Origin of the sequence: Halorubrum sp. Ea8 (assembly GCF_002252925.1) — an archaeon.
Lineage (GTDB): Archaea > Halobacteriota > Halobacteria > Halobacteriales > Haloferacaceae > Halorubrum.
Map to the genome: position 1 here is coordinate 1 of NZ_NHPF01000007.1, position 18,396 is coordinate 18,396.

Consider the following 18,396-nt stretch of genomic DNA (forward strand, 5'->3'; position numbering starts at 1 on the left):
AAGCCCCAGCCGCTCGGTCGTATGTGGTTGACAGCCGCTCATCGACGAACACAGCCAAAGCCCCAGCCGCGAGGGCGGCGTACGCTCGCTGCGCTCCTCACTCGGTCGCTCTCGCTCCCTCGTTGCGGTGCTTTCGTCGCCTACGCCGCCCTCGCGGCTGCCCCTTTGAGCCCCCACCCGGCCGCACGGCACCGCAGCCTCACGCCTCCCCAGCCTCGTCGGCTCGGCGTTTACAAACGCCGAGCCGACTCCCTCGCGCGTGCTCCTCGCGCCCGAGGGGCGCTCGGAGGCACGCGCCCGCATCGCTCATTTATAAACCAGCATCGAGATCGGCCGTCGCTCGACTCACAGCCGCTCGCCGTCGTAGTACCGCTCCTCCACGCGGCGGTCGAACAGCCGCGATATCAGGGTGGTGAGGGGGCCCTCGACCCCGTCGCCGTCCCCGTCGACCGCGAGGCCGTCGACAGTCTCGACGGGCCGTATCTCCCACGTCGAGTTGGTGAGGAACACCTCGTCGGCCTCGCGGACCGCGTCGGGGGCGTACGTCCCCTCTTCGACCGGAATCCCCTCGTCCTCGGCGATATCGATCACTGTCCGGCGGGTGACGCCGGGGAGGATCGGCCCGTCGAGCGAGGGGGTCTTGAGGGCGGTGCCGTCGGCGAAGAAGAGGTTCGCTGTCGCCCCCTCGGCGACGTTGCCGTCGGCGTCGAGCATGAGGGCCTCGTCCGCGCCCGTGACCCGGAGTTCGAGCCGGGCCAAGATCCCGTTGAGGTAGTTGTGCGTCTTCGCGTCGGCGGGGAGCGCTCGCGAGGACGGCTTCCGCGTTTTCGTCGTCTGGACCGCGGCCGGACCGTCGTGAACCGGCTCCGAGTCCACCCCGCCTCGGGGGAGCGGCTTCGCGATCACGACGACGGTCGGGTCGACCTCCGGTTTCGGGTCGAGCGTGCCGGGCTGGACGCCGCGGGTGACCGAGAGCTTGACGTACGCGTCGGCGAGGTCGTTGGCCGCGAGCGTCTCGTCGATCCGCTCCTTCAGGTCGCCGTCCGCGAGGCCGTGGTCGAGCCCGAGCGTCTCGCAGGTGTCGGCGAGCCGCGCCGCGTGGTCGTCCCACCGGAACACCTCGCCGCCGTAGGCGCGCATCGTCTCGAAGGCGGCGTCGCCGTAGGCGAACCCGCGGTCCTCGACCGAGACGGTCGCCTCGCTCGCGGGCACGACCTCGCCGTCGACGTGATATCGGAGCGACTCTCCCTCACTCATCGGCGGTCCCCCGCTCGTGCGTCTCGCACGCCTCCACGAAGTTCGCCACCATCGCCTTTCCCCGCGGGGTGAGGATGCTCTCCGGGTGGAACTGCACGCCGACGTGCGGTTTCTCGCGGTGGCGCACGCCCATCACGACCTCGCGCTCGTCCTCGGTGCGGGCCGTCTCGACGACCTCGTCCGGCAGGTCGGCGCGCTCGACGCACAGCGAGTGGTATCGCCCGACGCGGAGCCGGTCGGGGAGCCCCGCGAACACCCCGGAGCCGTCGTGGGTGATCGTCGACGGCTTCCCGTGGACGACCTCCGGTGCGTGACCCACCCGGCTTCCGCGGTTGGCGCACAGCGCCTGGTGACCGAGGCAGACCCCGAGCACCGGGCGATCGAGGTCGAAAACGGCGGTCGAGACGCCCGCCTCGGCGGGGGTGCCCGGCCCCGGCGAGACGACGACACCGTCCGGGTCGAGCGCGCGGATCCCGTCGAGGTCGACCGCGTCGTTCCGCCGGACCGCGACCGCGCCGGCGACCTCGCCGACGTACTGGACGAGGTTGTACGCGAACGAGTCGTAGTTGTCGACGACGAGCACCCGGGCGTCCGAATCCCCGACGCCCGATCGCCAGCCGCCTTCGGCGTCGGCGGCGTCGGTGGCGTCCACGGTGTCGGCGCGTACGGGAGCCCCGCCGTCGGCTCCGGGGGTCGACGCGTCAGTCATCGCCCGCCTCCGGCTCTTCCGCGTCGCTCGCGCTCCCGTCCCCGTCCACCGCCATCTCGCCGGCGGCGAGCGCCTCGTCGATGGCGGTCACGAGCGCCCGCGCCTTGTCGAGCGTCTCCTCGTACTCCGCGTCGGGCTCGGAGTCGTGGACGATCCCGGCCCCGACGCGCAGGTGGTACGCCGCGGCGTGCCGGACCAGGGTCCGGATCACGATGTTCAGCGTCGCGCGGCCGTCGAAGCCGGCGGCGAGCATCGAGCCGGTGTACGGCCCCCGGCGCGTCGCCTCCAGCTCGTCGATGATCTCCATCGTCCGCGGCTTCGGCGCGCCCGTGATCGTCCCGCCGGGGAAACACGCCGCGACCGCGTCCGCGAGCCCCACGTCCGGGCGCGCCTCGCCCTCGACGAGGCTGACGAGGTGCATCACCTCGCTGTACCGGTCCACGCGGCGGTACTCCGCGACGTCGACCGTGCCGAACCGCGACACCTTCCCGAGGTCGTTGCGCTCCAAGTCGACGAGCATCGCGTGCTCCGCGCGCTCCTTCGCGTCGCCCGTCAGCTCCGCCTCCAGCGCCGCGTCCGTCTCGTCGGAGTCCCCTCGAGGCCGCGTTCCGGCGATGGGCTCCGTCACGAGCCGGGCGCCCCGGTCGGCGTCGTCGGTCGGGACACGCTCCAAGAGGAGCTCCGGGCTCGCGCTCACGAGGTCGACGCCGGAGGGGGGCGTTCCCGCCGCGTCGCCGCCGTCTCGTCCGGTCCCCGCCTCCCGCGAGAACTCGATCAGCCCGGAGTACGGCGCCGGATTCACCTGCCGGAGCGCGTCGTACGCCTCCACCGGGTGGACGGCGGCGGGGGCGCGAAGGCGCTGCGAGACGTTCGCCTGGAAGGTATCGCCGTCGCGGACGTACCCCTTCACGCGGCGGACCGCCTCGGCGTACCCCTCGCGGCCGACGCCGCTCTCGAAGGTCGCCGTCGATGCGTCCGGATCGGGCGCGGGGCCGACCTCGGGATCGCCCGTCTCGATCCGGTCGATCAGGCCGCCAGCCCGCGCCGCCCCTTCGTCGAACAGCGCGTCGAGGGCGTCGCGGTCGGCCGTCGGATCGTCGACTCCCGCCGGGACGCGCGGACAGGCGGTCACGCGGAGGGTAACGGACGACGCCTCGTCCGCGTCCTCGTCGTTTTCAGCGCTCTCGGCGCCCTCGGCGTCCTCAGCGTCGGCCACCGGGCACTCCCACGCCGCGACGCGGTCGAAGACGCCGATCTGGAGCCGCGGGAGCCCGCGGTCGTCGACCGCGCCGGGGCCTGCCGGCGCGGACGCCGGAAACGACTCCAGCTCGCGGGCGACGTCGTAGGAGAGCCAGCCGAACGCGCCGCACGGGTAGGGGACCTCGCAGTCGCCCCGCGCGAGCCGCTCCCCGTCGAGGAGGCCCTGAAGCGCCGCGAGCGTCGGGCTCGGGCGGCGGTAGTCGCCGGTCGGGCTCCGGCGGCCGGCGTCCGGGCCGTCGGATGCGTTGCCGACCGAGGCGACGTCCTCGCCGCCCCCCGTCGCAACGACCGCCTCGTCCGAGACGGTCAGCCGCTCGACCGGGTCGACGCCGAAGTATCCCCAGCCTGACTGGCCGCCGGTGGTCTCGTAGCAGAACCCGCCGGGGCCGTCGCGGGCCCGGCGGTAGGCCGCGAAGGGATCGCCGACGGCGACCCGGAGCTCGACCGGGACCCGGGTCCCCGCGGGCGCCGCCGCGGCGACCTCCCGGAAGCCGTCCCGGTCGGTGTGTACCGATCGCTCCATGTCACTCGGTTCGGCGCGCACGACGAAACAGTTGCGGTCGCCGGTCTCAGAACTCCTTCGCCCGGTCGATCCACGTCGCGGCGCGGCTCTCGCCGACGCTGGCGCCCTCCGCGACCGCGTCGACGTCGGCGGCCGCGAGCTGCTCGACGCTGTCGATACCGATCTCGGCGAGCCGCTCGGCGTAGGCGGGACCGATCCCCTTGAGCTCCTCGACGTCGGTGCCCGTCCCCTCGACCTCGACCGCCTCGTCGTCGGCTTCGACCGTCTCGTCGTCGGCTTCGACCGCCTCGTCGTCGGCTTCGACCGCCTCGTCGGCTTCGACCGCCTCGTCGTCGGCTTCGACCGCCTCGTCGGCGACCCCCGCCGCTTCCGCCGGCTCGGCCGCCTGGGACGGATCCTCGGCGGCGCCCTCCTCGTCGACCAGCGAATCGGTCGATGCGGCCGCCTCGGTCTCCGTGGCGGCCGGCTCGTCGGCGTCCGTTCCCTCGTCCGGGACCGCGTCGTCGGCGTCGCTCGCCGGTTCTGGTTCCGACTCCGATCCCTGTTCGGGGTCGCTCTCGACGGTCACTTCCGTCTCCGTTTCGTCGCGTTCGGCGCGGCCGGTCCCGAACCCGAGTTTCTCCTTGATTTTCTGCAGTAGGGCCATCGACGAAGCATACGAACGTGGGATATTTAAAAACCCTCGCCGTCGGCCGTTCCCCGTCGCTTACCGCCCCTGGCGTCCGGCGACTCCGTCTCGCCTGTTTATAAGTTGCGTCGGTCCCTCCGGCGGATATGGACATCGTCAACCCGGTCATGTGGTCGCTCCACGTCGGCTTCGCGATCCTCTGGACCGGCAGCGTGCTGTTCGTCACCCTCGCCGTGCTGCCGCCGGCGCTCCGCGGCGACGTCGACGGCGACGCCCTCGGGGCGATCGTCGGCCGCCTCCGGTGGATCACTCGGATCGCCGCCCTCGCCTTCCTCGCGTCCGGCGGTCACATGGCCGGGACGCTGTACACGGTCGAGTCGCTCACCGGGACCGGCCGCGGCCACCTCGTGTTGACGATGATCGCGCTCTGGTTCCTGATCACCGGGCTCGTCGAGGTCGCGAGCGGGAAGCTCGCCGACGGGCTCGACGCCGGCAAGCTCCGCGAGCCGGCCCGCGACGCGAAGCCGTTCCTCTACGGCGCCGCCGGGCTCTCCGTGGCGCTCGTCGGTACCGCCGGGCTGCTGGCGACGCCCGGACTGATCTGACGGGGCCCGCCTCGGCCCCGCTCCGCGCTCACTCCAACTCCGCCCGCAGCGCCGCGTTCATCGCGTCGACGGGCGCCTCCCGTCCGGTCCATATCTCGAACGCCTCGACCCCTTGGAACAGCAGCATCCACGCCCCGTCGATCGTCGTCGCGCCCGCGTCGGCCGCCTCCCGCAGGAGCCGCGTTTCGATCGGCGCGTACACCGCGTCGAGCACCGCCAGGTCGCCGTGGAGGTGCGCCGCGGGGACCGGCGTCTCGTCGGGGGCCTCCATCCCGACGCTGGTCGCGTTGACCAGCACGTCCGCTTCGGCGACGCGCTCGCCGAGGTCGTCGAGGCCGCCGCCGGTCGCCCCGGGGACCGCCTCGGCGAGGGAGACGGCGCGCTCCGCGGTTCGGTTCGTCACGGTCACGCTCGCGCCCGCGTCGGCCAGCGCGAACGCCGCCGCCCGGCCGGCGCCGCCGGCCCCGACGACGACCGCCTCTCGACCGTCGAGCGCGACGTCGTGGCGCGCGAACGCCCGTTTCACGCCGGCCGCGTCGGTGTTGTAGCCGCGGGGGCGGTCGGCGTCGCCGTCGCGCAGCGGCCCGAAGTCGACCGTGTTGACCGCGCCGATGCGCTCGGCGAGGGGGGCGGCGTCGACCGCGTCGAGGACGTCGCGCTTGAACGGCACCGTGACGTTGAGGCCGGCCACGCCGAGGTCGGCCGCGCCGGAGACCGCCGCGGCCGCGGCGTCGGCGTCGGGCTCGAAGGTGACGTAGCGCGCGTCGATCCCGAGCGCCTCGTAGCCGGCCTCGTGGAGCGGCGGCGACAGCGAGTGCTCGACCGGGTTCCCGATCAGTCCGTACACGTTCATGGGCGCTCACGCGGCCGCGACCGAGAAAAGTGGCGCGGTCGGGGTGCGGAGACCGCGGGAATAGGCGCGGTCGGGGTGCGGAGACCGCGGGAATAGGCGCGGTCGGGGTGCGGAGACCGCGGGAATAGGCGCGGTCGGGGTGCGGAGCCCTCGCCTCCCCGGCCCTCACTTCCCGTCCGTCTCCCGGTCCGCGTCGATGACGTCCTCCAGCGTCTCGGTCCCGACGTCGCTCGCGAGCTTGACGCCGATCAGCGAGACGACGATTCCCGCGACGATGAACGCCGCGAGCCGCTGGACGGGCGTCACGCCCACGCCGATCGGCTCGAACGGGTCGATCACCGACTCCTGCGCGAGGAAGTAGCCCGCGAACCCGCGGACGACGAGCGAGACGGCGACGATGACGAACGGGAGGTTGAGGTAGGGGGTCCGGATCCCCTCGTCGCGGATCAGCTCGTCGAGGAGCCGCCCCACGGCCGCGGTCACGCCCCCGACCGCGAACCACGGGACGGCGGCGTAGGTGAACTCCATCGCCTCCACGAGCCGCGGGGCGCCCCCGAGCTCCGAGGCCGACAGCACGCCGAAGAACCCGCCCACCAGGGCGAGCCCGGCGGCGACGACGTACGTGACGATCGACACCTGACCGGCGTACAGCGCCTCCCGAACGCGCTCCGGCATCCCGGCGACGAACCGGTCGATCGCGAGCCCCTTGTAGAGGAGCGCCGCGCCGAGCAGCCCCGCGACGCCCGCGACCGCCTCGGCGGGGGAGAACCAGTAGAACAGCGCCGGCAACAGCAGGAGGGCGACCCCGAACGGCACGAGGATCGTCGACCGGAGCTGCTCGTCGGCGAGGAACTGCTTCAGCAGGTAGTACGTCGACTCGATGTCGCGGGCCTGGCGGACGACGACGCGGTCGACGGAGTCGACGGGGATCCGCGACTCCACGATCGGGAGCACCCGCTCGTCCTCCGCCGAGTCGACGACGACGACCGCGGCCCGGGGGTCGTACCGGTCCACGAGGTCGTCGAGCTGGGCGGCGATCGAGCGGTCGGCGCCGACGGCGGTGTCGCTCTCCGCCGACACGACCGCGACGACCGACTCCTCGCGCTCGTCCCGGAGGTCGCGGGCGACCCGAAGCGACTCGAGCAGACAGTTGACGCTGGCGTCCTCCGGGTCGCTGAGCCCGGCGTCGGTGACGAGCGACCGGACCGCCTCCCAGCCGGCGACCGGCATCGGGACGTTCGTGGCCCGGCCGATCGCCCCGGATCGGTCGATGCAGATGACCAGCGTCGTCACGCCTCGACTCTCGACCCGCCCGGATAAAAAGTTCTCCGTCGGCGAGGGGTTCGCCGGGGCCGGGGCCGATTCCGGGCGGAGGCGGGGCCGTCGCGCGGCCTCCAGCAGCGGAGGCGCGGCCTACCGCAGTTCGACGTCGACCTCGCCCCCCTCGCTCGTGAAGGCGCTCGCGACGCCGTTGCCGGCGGCGAACGCCACGCGCTCCGCGCCGATGCCGAGCCGCTCCGCGAGCCCGCGCTCGGGCGTGAACTCGCGGATCTCCGGCTCCGCGTCGATCAGCTCCGCGAGCCGGTCCTCGACGTCGTCCTCGGTGCCGAGCTCGTCGACGAGCCCTATCTCCAGGGCGTCGGTTCCGAGGTACACCCGCGCCTCGGTCTCCCGGATCGCCCCGGGGTCCATGTCGCGCCCCTCGCTGACGGTCTCGACGAACTGGTCGTAGTAGCCGTCGATGATCCCTTGGAGGTACTCCCGCTCGTCCTCCTCGATCTCGCGCAGCGGGACGCCGGCGTCCTTGTACTCGCCGGCGGTGAACTGCTCGTAGGATATCCCGAGCTTGTCGGCGAGTCCGGCCGCGTTCGGCCGGGAGCCGACGACGCCGATGGAGCCGACGAGGCTCGCGTCGCGCGCCCACAGCTCGTCGCAGCCGCTCGCGATCCAGTAGCCGCCGGAGGCGCAGGTGTCGGTCGCGTACGCGACCGTGGGGCCGTCGAAGCCGGCGGCCGCGCGCCGGATGTCGTCGCTCGGGAGCACCTCGCCGCCGGGCGTGTTGAGCTCGACGACGAGCGCCTCGACGTCCTCGTCCTCGTCGGCCGCCTCGATCTGCTCGACGACGTCGTCGGCCGTCGTCCCGCCCGGTCCCGACAGCGGCGAGGGGCGGCCGCTCTTCCGGACGATCGGTCCGGAGACCGTCACCTTCGCCGCGTTGTACTCCTCGGCGTCACCGAACCGACCGCGGGTGAGCCGGGCGACGATCCGCCTGCCGGCCACCGTCGCCGTCGCACCGATCACGGCGGCCGCGAGGAGGTTCCGTCCGTCCGAACGCGCGTCGCTCTCCATACCGTCGGTTGGGGGCGCGCCCGTTTATATGGTGGCGCTACGGGTCGCCGCGGGGACCGGCGCGAGCGACGACCGCCTCCGCCGCGCTCGGAGCCGTCGCTGGGGGAATCGGAAAAGCCGCAAAACCGGGGGAAATCGTCGTCCGAGTTACAGCAGGCCGGTCTTCTGGAGCTTCATCAGGTCCTCGGTGTCGAGCGTCTCGCCCTCCTTGAACTTCTGGTAGATCTCCTCGGCCTCTTCCTTCTCCTCCTCGCGCTTCTCCGCGCGCTCGTCCTTGCGCTCGCGCTCCTCCTCCTTGTCGAGCTCGCGCAGGCGCTTCTGGACGCGCACGAAGTCCTCGTGGTGTCGGTCGGCGGCCTCCTGGGCCTCCACGAACAGCTCGTGCATCTCGTCGGCCTCGTCGCGGATGTCGTCGGCCTCGCGGTAGGCCTCGATCATCTGGTTGTGGTGTTCCTGGGCCTTGTCCGCGAGCTCCGTCACCTTCTGGTGGTGCTGGGACGCCTCGGACCGGACCTCCTCGGCCTCCTCGACCAGCTCGTCGAGCTCGCTGGTGTCGTCGACCTTGTCCTTCTTCTCGGCGAGCTTCTCGCGCTTCTCGTCGATCTTCTCGATGAGCTCGCGCTCGTCCTCCGCGTCGAGAACCTCGGTCTGCTGTCGGAACTCGAGGTCCTCGATCTCCTCTTTGAGCTCCTCGATGGACTTGCCGGAGCCGAGCTCCATGTCCTGTTTGAGCTCCTCGACCTCGTCGAACAGCTCGTTGGCCTCGGCGTTGAGCTCGTTGCGCTTGTCCTTGTGCTCCTGGACCTGCTCGTTGAGCTCGTCGCGCTTCTCGCGGTGTTCCTGGGCCTCGTCGACCTTCTCGCGCGTCTTCGCGTTGAGGTCGTCGCGCTTGGAGGCGCGCTCGGAGGCCATCTGGTTCAGCTCGTTGCGTCGGTCTCGCAGCTGACCGGCGCGCTTGATGAGCTGTCCCTTCGACCCGTTGTCGAGGTCGTCCTCGGAAAGGTCTACGTTGTCCGCTTCGTCCATCGGTTCGATGTCGTACTGATCGATGACTTCGTCTTTCGTTACCATTTTTTATCTCTCCATCACCGCTCCGGGGATGGCTGGTGCTCGCCGTCGTGCGTCGGGCCGTTCACAAGAGCTCCCGTTCATTTCAGCGTGCGATCCTACCAGCGCCGGAGGCGTTCTGGTACCAAATCCTACCGCCGGCCGACATATAAAGACTTCGGTGAATCGGGTGTAACCCGGTAGCACGGGCCGTATACCCGCCGATCCGTGCTGACCGATCACACACCCATCAGTATTTATGAAACGTCTACCGGGCCCCCGCCGGACGGGCGCCGCGGTCTCACGCGGGACTCACGACGCGTCGTCGCGGACCTCGTACGAGAGCACGACCCCGTCGTCGAACCGCTCCGCGTCGGTTAGGTCAAGCCGCGGGAACGCCTCGGTGAACCCCTCGCCGTCGGCGAGCGTCGGGGCGCCGCGACCGCCGATCACCATCGACCCGACGTAGACGTGGAGCTCGTCGACGAGGTCGGCCGCGAAACAGGAGTATATCACCTCGCCGCCCCCCTCGACCATCAGGCGGTCGACGCCGCGGTCGGCCAGCGCCGCGAACCCCGCGGCGAGGTCGACGTGACCGTCGTCGGTCTCGGGTTCGACCGCGACGACCTCGGCGCCGGCCGCCTCCAGCGCCGCGCGGCGCTCCTCCGTCGTCGCCGTCGAGACGAGCAGGTGCGTCGTCGCCGCGTCGTCGAGGATCCGGGCGTCGGTCGGCGTCCGCCCTCGCGAGTCGACGACGACGCGGGCCGGATGGCCGGGGCGGCCGTTCCGCAGGCGCTGGACGCGGCGGTCCTCCTCGTCGAGGGTGAGGTGCGGGTCGTCGGCGAGCACCGTCCCGACGCCCACGAGCACCGCGTCCGCGGCGGCTCTGACGCGGTCGACCCGGTCGAAGTCCTCCGGGCCCGAGATGCGGAGCTGCTCCCGGCGCCGCGTCGCGAGCTTCCCGTCGACGCTCTGGGCGGCGTTGACGACGACGTGCATACGCGTGCGTGTCGCGGGCGGGGAATGGTCGTTTCGGTCGCCGACGGCGTCGCCGGCGGTTCCGTCACTCCGCGTCGCCGCCGCCGACCCCGTTCCGCACCTTCACCGCGACGCCGCTCGCGAACGCCTCGGCCTCCGCGCCGGAGAGCTCCGCGCGGCCGACCGCGAACAGCGCGTCCGCCTCGTCGACGACGAGCACCTCGTCGCCGGGGCGAATCCCGTCGTCGGCCGCGACCACGAACTTCGCGAAGGCGTTGCGCCCCTCGCGGACGAACGGCTCGCTCTCCTCGCCGACGACCATCCGGTGTCGCGGCTGGTCGAACGCCTCCCGCAGCCGCCGGCCGCCGGCGACCCCGAGCGTGAAGCGCCCGTCGGTGCCGTACGAGACGAGGCGGTCGCCCTCGGAGCTCCCGGGGGTGTCGTCGACGTCGCCGACGATGACCTGCCGCGGGCGGCCGCCGCTCGACCGGCGGACCGTCAACGGGTCGTCCGGGGGGAAGAGGGCGCGGCCCGCGCCGGCGCCGAACTGGTAGTCGGCGCCGGTCCGTAAGTCCGCCAGCGCGTCGGCGTCGGTCATACCCGCACTGTCCCGGCCACGCGCAAAGCCGTTACGACACGGCGCGGCCGGATCCGCGACGCGGAACGACCCGGATCCGCGACACGGGGCGACCGGCCTACAGCTCGATCCGGTCGACGATCGACTCCGACCCGTCCCTGTTGCTGTGGGTGTTGATCGCGATCGTCTGTATCTGGTCTTCCACCAGCGACCCCTCCATCTTCGCCTTCAGCAGCGAGTCCACCTGGTAGACGCCCGCGGCGTTGTTCATCCGGATCACGACCTGCGCGGGGGTCTCCTCGCCCTCCCGCAGCGAGACGCGCTGGATCGCCTGCGAGGAAACGGTGTTGATTCCGCGCCCGCCCTCCTCGTAGGGGACCCGCGAGCGCCCGCGCTCCATGTCGAGCCCGTCGGCGATCCGAACGACCCCGGCCTCCAGCGTCAGCGGCTGCTCCTCCGTGTGGTGACAGAGGATGGCGTGGAGCACTTCCGCCTTCACGCGCACCTGCTCCGGGACGTCGTAGAAGGAGGGGAGGAGGCGGTCGAGGAGGTCGGCCGCGAGCGGGATCGAGTAGTACGGATGATCGTGGCGGTGAACGACGTGGCCGATGTCGTGGAGCGTCGCCGCGAGCGCGATGACCACCGGCTCGTCGGCCTCGTCGAGCCCCTGTTGGCGAGCGCCGTTGAACTCGACGCCGCCGTCCTTCAACAGGTCGTACAGCCGGAGCGCGCGGTCCCGCACGATCTCGACGTGCTTGGCGCCGTGGTCGTTGTACCCCTTCCGGTCGACGGGGTTGACGTTCTGCGCCTCCAGGTACGCGGTGATCTCCGCGTCGGCGGCGATCCGGTCGAGCATCTCGTTGAGGCGGTCGTCGGGGAAGGCGTGGTCGGCCTCGGGGTCGTACTCGTGGCGGTCGGCGTCGGTGTCGGGACGGATATCCGGGTCGGTCGCGGCGCCGTCGCTCGGGGGGACGGGGTCGTCCGGGTCGGTCGACGACTCGGCGGGATCGGTCATGAGATCGGTGAAGACGCGTCGGCGACCTAAAAGGTGTGCGTGCCCGGTCCGGGCGCGGCGTCCCGGGAGCGCGCCTCGCCGGGCGGCAGTTTCGACCACAGACACAACTTATAAGCGGTACAGGCGTCCAGTACGGGTGTGATCCGACCCGCGTCCGGACGCGGCTCGCCGAGGCCGTCAGCGACGCGGCTCTTCTCGAAAAAACGCGCGTGAGCCGTCCGCCGGCGGGAGTGGCGACCCCGTCCCGGACGACCCCCGACCCGCGCGCACCGTTCGTTTCCCGACCGACCGCAGACGACCACGAACACTGGCCGACCGCAGACGGCAGCAGCGTTCGACCGACCGCAGACACCCACAGCGCACCCATGACAGACGCGACCACCACGACGCCCTACGGAGCCCGAACCGAGACGGACCGAGACCAGACGACCGAGCCCTTCGAGGGGGTGTACCCCGCGATGACGACCCCGTTCACCGACGATAACGAGGTCGACCACGCGCAGCTCGCCGACAACGCCCGGCACCTCGAACGCGCGGGCGTCGACGGGGTCGTCCCGGTCGGCTCCACCGGCGAGTCGGCGACGATGACTCACGACGAGCACGTCGACGTGATCGAGACGGTCCGGGACGCGCTCGACGACATCCCGGTCATCGCCGGCACCGGCTCCAACAACACCGCCGAGGCGCTCTCGCTGTCCCGGCGGGCCGCCGACGCGGGCGCCGACGGCCTCCTCCTCATCTCCCCGTACTACAACAAGCCGGAGGCGCAGGGATTCCTGAACCACTACCGGACGATCGCCGACGAGGTCGACCTTCCACAGATCGTCTACAACGTCCCAAGTCGGACCGGTCAGTCGATCCCGGTCGACGTCACGGTCGAGCTCGCGGAGCACCCGAACATCCAGGGGTACAAGGCCGCTTCCGGCGACCTGAACCTCATCAGCGAGGTGATCGAGCGCACCCGCGAGGAGTCCTTCTCCGTGCTCTCCGGCGACGACGGGCTCACGCTCCCGGTGCTCTCCATCGGCGGCACCGGCACTATCAGCGTCGTTGCGAACGTCGAGCCGGAGCGCTCCTGCGCGATGGTCGGCGCCGCGCTCTCCGGCGACTACGACCGCGCCCGCGCGCTCCACCACGAGCTCTCGCCGCTCGTCCGCGAGCTGTTCGCCGAGACGAACCCGATTCCGGTGAAGGAGGCGATGCACATCCGCGACCGGGGCGGGCCGCTGGTCCGCTCGCCGCTCTCGCGGCTCTCCGAGGAGCGCCGCGACGTCCTGCGTGACCTGCTCGCCGAGTACGACGAGGCCGCGCCCGGAACCGTCGAACCGGAGGTCGTCGAGCCCGCAACGGGGGGCGCCGAATGAGCGGCGGCGCGGCCGACTCCCCCTCCCTCTCCGTCGCCATCACCGGCGCCGGCGGCCGAATGGGCCGCGAGGTTATCGAGGCGGCCGCCGACCGCGAGGGCGTCGCCGTCGCGGTCGCGGTCAACCGCACCGCGACAGAGCCCGTCGCGGGCGTCGACGTCGAGGACGCCGACCGGCTCGGGGAGCTGCTCGCGGCAGAGTCCCCCGACGTCCTCGTCGACTTCACCGGACCGGCCTCGGCCGTCGCGTACGCCGGGGCCTGCGCCGACGCGGGCGTCCCGTTCGTCACCGGGACGACCGGTTTCGAGGGGGGACAGCTCGACAGCCTCCGGGCCGCGAGCGACGCGGTCCCGGTGCTCAAGGCGTCCAACTTCGCGCGCGGCGTCGCCGCGCTCCGCCGCGCGGTCCGGGAGGCGGCGGCCGCGCTCCCCGGCTACGACGTGGAGCTCACCGAGACGCACCACAACGGGAAGCGCGACGCCCCCTCGGGCACCGCGAAGTCGATCCTCGACGACGTGGAGTCGGTCCGCGACGACCTCGACGAGCGCGTCCACGGGCGCGAGGGCGACGCGCCGCGCGAACCCGACGAGATCGGCGTACATGCCCGGCGCGCGGGCGACGTCACCGGCGAACACGAGGTGCTCGTGGCGGGGAACCGCGAGACGCTGGAGCTCACGCACCGCGCCGGCGACCGCGGGGTGTTCGCCGAGGGCGCGCTCGACGCCGCCGCCTGGCTCGCCGGCCGCGACCCCGGCTGGTACGGGTTCGACGACGTGCTCGACGCCGGAAACGAATAACTACGAAGCATCCGCATATCGACGAATAAATACCGACACTCATCCTTACACTACGCAATGACGCTCGAATCCGACGTATCCGATCTGTGGGACCGCTATCAGGGGGGACTGACCGCCGCCGACGCGACCGCCGAAGACGCGGCCGTGATCGACGAGTTCCTCTCCGCGCTGGAGGCGGGCGAGGTCCGCGCAGCCGAGAAGACCGGCGACGACGTGACCACCTGGGAGGCCAACGAGTGGGTCAAGCGAGGCATCCTGCTGAACTTCGGCCTGCGCGAGACGGAGCCCCGCGAGCACGGCGGCGTCACCTACTACGACGTGCTCCCGCTCCGCGACACCGCCGACCTCGGCGAGCGCGGGACCCGCAACACCCCCGACGGCACCGTCATCCGGCGCGGCGCGTACCTCGGGAGCGACTGCATCATGATGAGCCCCTCGTTCGTCAACATGGGCGCGCACGTCGGCGACGGCACCCTCGTCGACTCCTGCGACACGGTCGGCTCCTGCGCCCAGCTCGGCGAGAACGTCAAGCTCGGCGCCAACACGCTGATCGGCGGCGTCCTCGAACCCGTCGAGGACGCGCCGGTCGTCGTCGAGGACGGCGTCTCGCTCGGCGCGGGCTGCCGGGTCACCTCGGGCTTCCGCGTCGGCGAGAACTCGATCGTGGGCGAGAACACCCTCCTGACGCCGCGGATCCCCGTCTACGACCTCGTCGAGGAGGAGGTCCTCTACGGCCACCTCCCGGCCGACCGCCGGGCGTTCACCCGGATGGTGGAGTCCTCCGTGGGCGACCACGACCTGTTCGAGGGCGGCGCGTACAAGCCCGCGGTCGTCGCGACCCACGTCGAGGAGGACACGCTGGAGGCGACGCGGCGCGAGGACGCCCTCCGCGAATGAGCGACCGCGACGCTGGCGGATCGTCCGACGAATCCGCCGACGGCGACTCCGCCGCTGGCCCCGTCGCCGCCGACGGCGACCCCCCGGCCCGACGCGTGAGCGACTGGGACGCCGACCGCCTCGCCGACCTCGCGGCCGAGCACGGCACGCCGCTGTACGCGCAGGACCTCGACCGCGTTCGCGAGAACTGCGAGCGCCTCCGGGACGCCTTCCCCGACGCCGACGTCCGGTACGCGGTGAAGGCCCACACCGGACGGGCGGTCCTCGAAGCGGTCCGCGAGGCCGGGCTCGACGCCGAGTGCGCCTCGGCCGGCGAGGTCGACCGCGCGCTCGCGGCCGGCTTCGGCGGCGAGCGGCTCCACTACACCGCGGTCAACCCGCCCGCCCGCGACCTCGACTACGTCGTCGGCGTCGCCGAGGCGGAGCCCGCCCTCACGGTCACCGTCGGCGCGGTCGACACCCTCGACCGGCTCGCCGAGCGGGGCTACGACGGGCGGGTCTGCGTCCGGGTGAACCCCGGCGTCGGCGCGGGCCACCACGCGAAGGTCCGGACCGGCGGCGCGGCGAAGTTCGGGATCCCGTACGACCGCGCCGCCGAGGCGGCCCGCGACGCCGCCGAGCGCTTCGAAGTGGTCGGGGTCCACGCCCACGCGGGCTCCGGCATCGACCCCGACCAGCTGGACAGCCACCGCGAGATGGTCTCGCGGATGGGAGCGCTGGCGCGGAAGCTCGCGGAGCCCGACGGCGACGCGGCCGGGGACGGCGACGCGCCCGCCCCCCTAGACCTCGAGTACGTCGACGTCGGCGGCGGGTTCGGCGTCCCCTACGAGGAGGACGAGCCGCCGCTCGACCTCGGTGCGGTCGCGGCGGCCACCCGAGAGGCCGTCGCACCGCTGCCCGCGGGCGCCGACCTCGCGATCGAGCCCGGCCGGTACGTCGTCGCCGACGCGGGCGTCCTGCTGACGCGCGTGAACACGGTGAAGCCGACCCCCGACGAGCGCGTCGTCGGCGTCGACGCCGGGATGACTGACCTGCTGCGTCCGGCGATGTACGACGCGTACCACCCGATCAGGAACCTCGGCGGCGGACGGGGCGGCGACGGGAGCGACGCCCCGTCCCCCCACGAGCGGGAGGCAACCCCTGTCACGGTCGCCGGACCTATCTGTGAGACCGGTGATACCCTGTGTAGAGACCGAGCGCTCGCCGATCCGGCCCGAGGGGACCTCCTCGCGGTCGGAATCGCGGGCGCGTACGGATACGAGATGGCGAGCCAATACAACTCACGACCGCGGCCGGCGGAGGTCGCGCTCGACGACGGAACCGCGACGGTCGCCCGACGACGAGAGAGCCTGACGGACGTGACGGCGGCCGAACGGACGGAGGACCGTTCAGGAGCGACGGCGGCGCCCGAGACGGAGGGGGAGCGATGAGCACCCACGCAGTCCCGATCGAGAAGTACCACGGCACGGGCAACGACTTCCTCGTCGTCGACGCGACCGCGGAGAGCGTCGGCGACCGCGCGCGGTTCGCGCGCGCTCACTGCGACCGCGAGACGGGCGTAAACGGGGCGGACTTCGACGCCGACCGCGGCGCGGCCGCGGCGAGCGGCACGGGAGGCGACGCGCCCGCCGGCCACCGCGGCGCGGACGGCGTCCTCTTTTTAAGTATCGAGGAGCGGTTCGACCCGACACGGGTCGTGATGACGCTGGTCCAGCCCGACGGCTCGACGGCGACGATGTGCGGCAACGGCGCGCGCGTCGTCGCCCGGTGGGCCCACGACCGGACCGGCGACCGCGAGTTCATGATCGACACGCAGGCGGGCACGCGGCGCGCCTCGGTGAACGCGGACGCGACCGCGGCGACCATCGAGATGGGCGAGCCGACGTTCGATCCCCGTCGGGTCCCGGTCGCCCGCGACGAACCGCTGATCGACGAACCGGTCGCGGGACTGACCGTAACGGCCGTGAACACGGGCGTCCCCCACGCGGTGGCGTTCGTCGACGGCGGGCGCGACGAGTCGGAGGGCATCGACGCGGTCGACCTCGACGCCGTCGCTCCGCCGGTCCGGAGCGCCGACGTCTTCCCCGAGGGCGCGAACGTGAACCTCGCGGCGGTCGTCGACGACGGGAGCGGCGACGGGCCGGCGGTCCTCGACCAGCGCACCTTCGAGCGCGGCGTCGAGGGCGAGACGCGCTCCTGCGGCACCGGCGCCGTGGCGGTCGTCGCCACCGCGCGCCGGCTCGGCCTGATCGACGGCGAGTCGGCCGTGAGCCGCCCGCCGGGCGGCGAACTCGAGATCACGGTGCCCGACGCGGGCCACGCGACGCTGACCGGTCCGGTCGCCCACGAGTTCACCGGGAGCCTGCCCGCCGACCCGCGATGAGCGACCCCTCGTTCGATCCCGTCTCTTTCCTTGAGCGCGCCGTTCGGACCCCCTCTCACGAGTCCGTCGACGAGATGCGCGACCTGGTCGTCGAGACGCTCGACCGGCACGGCGTCGACAGCGAGGTCGTCGCCGGCGGCTGCGTGCTCGCGGAGAAGCGCTCGCCCGCGCCGGACGCGGGGCCGCACCTCGTTGCGAACACGCACCTCGACACGGTGACGCCGCACGTCCCGTTCGAGCGGGGCGTCGCCGGGGAGGACGAGCGATTGGGTTCCGCATCGAACGGCGGAGCCCCTGACCAGGTGATCCGCGGGCGCGGCGCGTGCGACGCAAAGGGACCGCTCGCCGCGCTCCCGGGGCGGCGGCGCTGACGGGGCGGCTGCCGGGGACCGAGGACCGGCTCGACGGCGACCTGTTCCTGGTCGGCGAGCCGACCGGGCTCGACGCGTGTACCGCCGCGAAGGGGCGGTTCCAGGGTACCGTCGAGCTGTCGGGCACCGCGGCGCACGCCGCGGAGTTCGCCGGCGCGAACGCGGTCGCGGCCGCCGAGGGCGCGCTCGAGGCGGTCCGGACCTTCGACGCGGACGCCGACGAGCACCCCCAGCTCGGCCCGCCGAAGCTCACGCCGACCGTCATCGAGGGCGGGGAGGCGACGAACCAGGTGCCGGCGGACTGCGAGATCACCGTCGACCGGCGGAGCGTCCCGCCGGAGACGGCCGAGGGATTCCGCTCGGCGCTCGCGGCCGCGGTGCGGGCGCGGGTCCCGGAGGACGTCGGCGTCGACGTCGCGCTCACCGACCGGGAGTCGCCCTTCTTCGAGGCGTTCTCGACGCCCCCCGATCACGAGCTGGTCGACGCGGTCGCGGGCGCGGCGCGGGCGGCGGCCGACTCGACCGGGCTCGCGACCGACCGCGGGGGATCCGTGCGCCCCTTCGGCGCGGCGACGGAGGCGTCGTACTTCGCACCGGCGCCGACGGTCGTGTTCGGCCCCGGCGACCTCGCCGACGACGCGGGCGCGGTCGCGCACTCGGAGCGCGAGTATGTCCGCGTGCGAGAGGTGGCGGCCGCCGCGGAGACGGTCGAACGGTCGATTACGGCGCTGCTCGGTGGGGCGAACCGTCGCGCTGACGGCGGCGACGCGTCGCGCTGACGGC

17 protein-coding genes and 1 pseudogene are annotated in these 18,396 nt (G+C 72.6%); 7 read left to right on the forward strand and 11 right to left on the reverse strand.

The genetic code is table 11. The annotated features are described in order from the left end of the window. Positions 1-345: 345 nt before the first annotated feature. From DJ74_RS00130 to DJ74_RS00145, 4 genes are read right to left on the reverse strand one after another with little or no spacing between them, the layout of a single operon-like run. Positions 346-1,257 carry an aminotransferase class IV gene (locus DJ74_RS00130; RefSeq protein ID WP_094525926.1) on the reverse strand — a complete coding sequence of 304 codons (912 nt, stop codon included), beginning with the start codon at positions 1,255-1,257 and terminating at the stop codon, positions 346-348. After that, positions 1,250-1,966 carry an aminodeoxychorismate/anthranilate synthase component II gene (locus DJ74_RS00135; RefSeq protein WP_249269089.1) on the reverse strand — a complete coding sequence of 239 codons (717 nt, stop codon included), beginning with the start codon at positions 1,964-1,966 and terminating at the stop codon, positions 1,250-1,252. Before DJ74_RS00135 ends, DJ74_RS00130 begins: the two co-directional genes overlap by 8 nt. After that, positions 1,959-3,749 carry an anthranilate synthase component I family protein gene (locus DJ74_RS00140; protein ID WP_094525927.1) on the reverse strand — a complete coding sequence of 597 codons (1,791 nt, stop codon included), beginning with the start codon at positions 3,747-3,749 and terminating at the stop codon, positions 1,959-1,961. Before DJ74_RS00140 ends, DJ74_RS00135 begins: the two co-directional genes overlap by 8 nt. 46 nt (positions 3,750-3,795) lie before the next feature. Beyond that, a complete protein-coding gene (locus DJ74_RS00145) occupies positions 3,796-4,395 on the reverse strand; it encodes a helix-hairpin-helix domain-containing protein (RefSeq protein WP_094525928.1) in 600 nt (199 codons plus the stop codon). A gap of 128 nt (positions 4,396-4,523) precedes the next feature. Between DJ74_RS00145 and DJ74_RS00150 the strand changes: the two genes are divergently transcribed. Beyond that, positions 4,524-4,982 (forward strand): transporter, encoded by a 459-nt coding sequence (locus DJ74_RS00150; protein ID WP_094524912.1) that lies wholly within the window; start codon positions 4,524-4,526, stop codon positions 4,980-4,982. A 28-nt stretch (positions 4,983-5,010) separates the two neighbouring features. On the opposite strand, the gene DJ74_RS00155 is transcribed toward DJ74_RS00150, so the two are convergent. From DJ74_RS00155 to DJ74_RS00185, 7 genes are all read right to left on the reverse strand, one after another. Beyond that, positions 5,011-5,835 carry a shikimate dehydrogenase gene (locus tag DJ74_RS00155; RefSeq protein ID WP_094524911.1) on the reverse strand — a complete coding sequence of 275 codons (825 nt, stop codon included), beginning with the start codon at positions 5,833-5,835 and terminating at the stop codon, positions 5,011-5,013. Positions 5,836-6,000: 165 nt separating this feature from the next. Continuing rightward, the gene (locus DJ74_RS00160; protein WP_094524910.1) at positions 6,001-7,128 is read right to left on the reverse strand and encodes a DUF373 family protein; all 1,128 of its coding nucleotides are present in this window, start codon (positions 7,126-7,128) and stop codon (positions 6,001-6,003) included. A gap of 120 nt (positions 7,129-7,248) precedes the next feature. Beyond that, positions 7,249-8,184: a signal peptide peptidase SppA gene (gene sppA / locus DJ74_RS00165; protein ID WP_094525929.1), complete on the reverse strand. Its 936-nt coding sequence runs from the start codon at positions 8,182-8,184 to the stop codon at positions 7,249-7,251. A 147-nt stretch (positions 8,185-8,331) separates the two neighbouring features. Beyond that, positions 8,332-9,255: a coiled-coil protein gene (locus DJ74_RS00170; protein WP_094524908.1), complete on the reverse strand. Its 924-nt coding sequence runs from the start codon at positions 9,253-9,255 to the stop codon at positions 8,332-8,334. A gap of 288 nt (positions 9,256-9,543) precedes the next feature. After that, positions 9,544-10,230 carry a 2,5-diamino-6-(ribosylamino)-4(3H)-pyrimidinone 5'-phosphate reductase gene (locus tag DJ74_RS00175; protein WP_094525930.1) on the reverse strand — a complete coding sequence of 229 codons (687 nt, stop codon included), beginning with the start codon at positions 10,228-10,230 and terminating at the stop codon, positions 9,544-9,546. Between the two features lie 64 nt (positions 10,231-10,294). Further along, positions 10,295-10,807, reverse strand: a complete 513-nt coding sequence (locus tag DJ74_RS00180) for a PUA domain-containing protein (protein WP_094524906.1) — start codon at positions 10,805-10,807, stop codon at positions 10,295-10,297. A 97-nt stretch (positions 10,808-10,904) separates the two neighbouring features. Beyond that, a complete protein-coding gene (locus DJ74_RS00185) occupies positions 10,905-11,801 on the reverse strand; it encodes an HD domain-containing protein (RefSeq protein ID WP_094524905.1) in 897 nt (298 codons plus the stop codon). 365 nt (positions 11,802-12,166) lie between these two features. On the opposite strand from DJ74_RS00185, the gene dapA reads away from it, so the two are divergent. The 6 genes and pseudogenes from dapA to DJ74_RS00215 all read left to right on the forward strand — a co-directional run bounded on the left by dapA (position 12,167) and on the right by DJ74_RS00215 (position 18,392). Next, positions 12,167-13,165 (forward strand): 4-hydroxy-tetrahydrodipicolinate synthase, encoded by a 999-nt coding sequence (dapA, locus tag DJ74_RS00190; RefSeq protein WP_094524904.1) that lies wholly within the window; start codon positions 12,167-12,169, stop codon positions 13,163-13,165. Further along, positions 13,162-13,962 carry a 4-hydroxy-tetrahydrodipicolinate reductase gene (dapB, locus tag DJ74_RS00195; RefSeq protein ID WP_094525931.1) on the forward strand — a complete coding sequence of 267 codons (801 nt, stop codon included), beginning with the start codon at positions 13,162-13,164 and terminating at the stop codon, positions 13,960-13,962. Before dapA ends, dapB begins: the two co-directional genes overlap by 4 nt. A gap of 57 nt (positions 13,963-14,019) precedes the next feature. Beyond that, complete coding sequence (locus DJ74_RS00200; protein WP_094525932.1) at positions 14,020-14,859, forward strand: 2,3,4,5-tetrahydropyridine-2,6-dicarboxylate N-succinyltransferase; 840 nt, start codon at positions 14,020-14,022, stop codon at positions 14,857-14,859. Beyond that, positions 14,856-16,289, forward strand: coding sequence for a diaminopimelate decarboxylase (lysA, locus tag DJ74_RS00205; protein ID WP_094525933.1), 1,434 nt, complete (start codon positions 14,856-14,858; stop codon positions 16,287-16,289). Before DJ74_RS00200 ends, lysA begins: the two co-directional genes overlap by 4 nt. After that, entirely contained in the window at positions 16,286-17,242 is a 957-nt protein-coding gene (dapF, locus tag DJ74_RS00210; RefSeq protein ID WP_094525934.1) for a diaminopimelate epimerase, read from the forward strand. The genes lysA and dapF overlap by 4 nt, the downstream gene beginning before the upstream one ends. Continuing rightward, positions 17,239-18,392 (forward strand): annotated as a pseudogene (locus DJ74_RS00215) (M20/M25/M40 family metallo-hydrolase). The gene dapF and the pseudogene DJ74_RS00215 overlap by 4 nt, the downstream one beginning before the upstream one ends. The last annotated feature ends 4 nt before the right edge of the window (positions 18,393-18,396 follow it).

Coding starts and splice junctions, on each gene's coding strand:
- DJ74_RS00150 (WP_094524912.1), top strand. CDS start 4,524: ATGGACATCGTCAACCCGGTCATGTGGTCGCTCCACGTCGGCTTCGCG.
- DJ74_RS00175 (WP_094525930.1), bottom strand. CDS start 10,230: ATGCACGTCGTCGTCAACGCCGCCCAGAGCGTCGACGGGAAGCTCGCG.
- DJ74_RS00135 (WP_249269089.1), bottom strand. CDS start 1,966: ATGACTGACGCGTCGACCCCCGGAGCCGACGGCGGGGCTCCCGTACGC.
- dapB (WP_094525931.1), top strand. CDS start 13,162: ATGAGCGGCGGCGCGGCCGACTCCCCCTCCCTCTCCGTCGCCATCACC.
- DJ74_RS00155 (WP_094524911.1), bottom strand. CDS start 5,835: ATGAACGTGTACGGACTGATCGGGAACCCGGTCGAGCACTCGCTGTCG.
- DJ74_RS00170 (WP_094524908.1), bottom strand. CDS start 9,255: ATGGTAACGAAAGACGAAGTCATCGATCAGTACGACATCGAACCGATG.
- DJ74_RS00185 (WP_094524905.1), bottom strand. CDS start 11,801: ATGACCGATCCCGCCGAGTCGTCGACCGACCCGGACGACCCCGTCCCC.
- dapA (WP_094524904.1), top strand. CDS start 12,167: ATGACAGACGCGACCACCACGACGCCCTACGGAGCCCGAACCGAGACG.
- DJ74_RS00140 (WP_094525927.1), bottom strand. CDS start 3,749: ATGGAGCGATCGGTACACACCGACCGGGACGGCTTCCGGGAGGTCGCC.
- DJ74_RS00130 (WP_094525926.1), bottom strand. CDS start 1,257: ATGAGTGAGGGAGAGTCGCTCCGATATCACGTCGACGGCGAGGTCGTG.
- sppA (WP_094525929.1), bottom strand. CDS start 8,184: ATGGAGAGCGACGCGCGTTCGGACGGACGGAACCTCCTCGCGGCCGCC.
- DJ74_RS00145 (WP_094525928.1), bottom strand. CDS start 4,395: ATGGCCCTACTGCAGAAAATCAAGGAGAAACTCGGGTTCGGGACCGGC.
- lysA (WP_094525933.1), top strand. CDS start 14,856: ATGAGCGACCGCGACGCTGGCGGATCGTCCGACGAATCCGCCGACGGC.
- dapF (WP_094525934.1), top strand. CDS start 16,286: ATGAGCACCCACGCAGTCCCGATCGAGAAGTACCACGGCACGGGCAAC.
- DJ74_RS00200 (WP_094525932.1), top strand. CDS start 14,020: ATGACGCTCGAATCCGACGTATCCGATCTGTGGGACCGCTATCAGGGG.
- DJ74_RS00180 (WP_094524906.1), bottom strand. CDS start 10,807: ATGACCGACGCCGACGCGCTGGCGGACTTACGGACCGGCGCCGACTAC.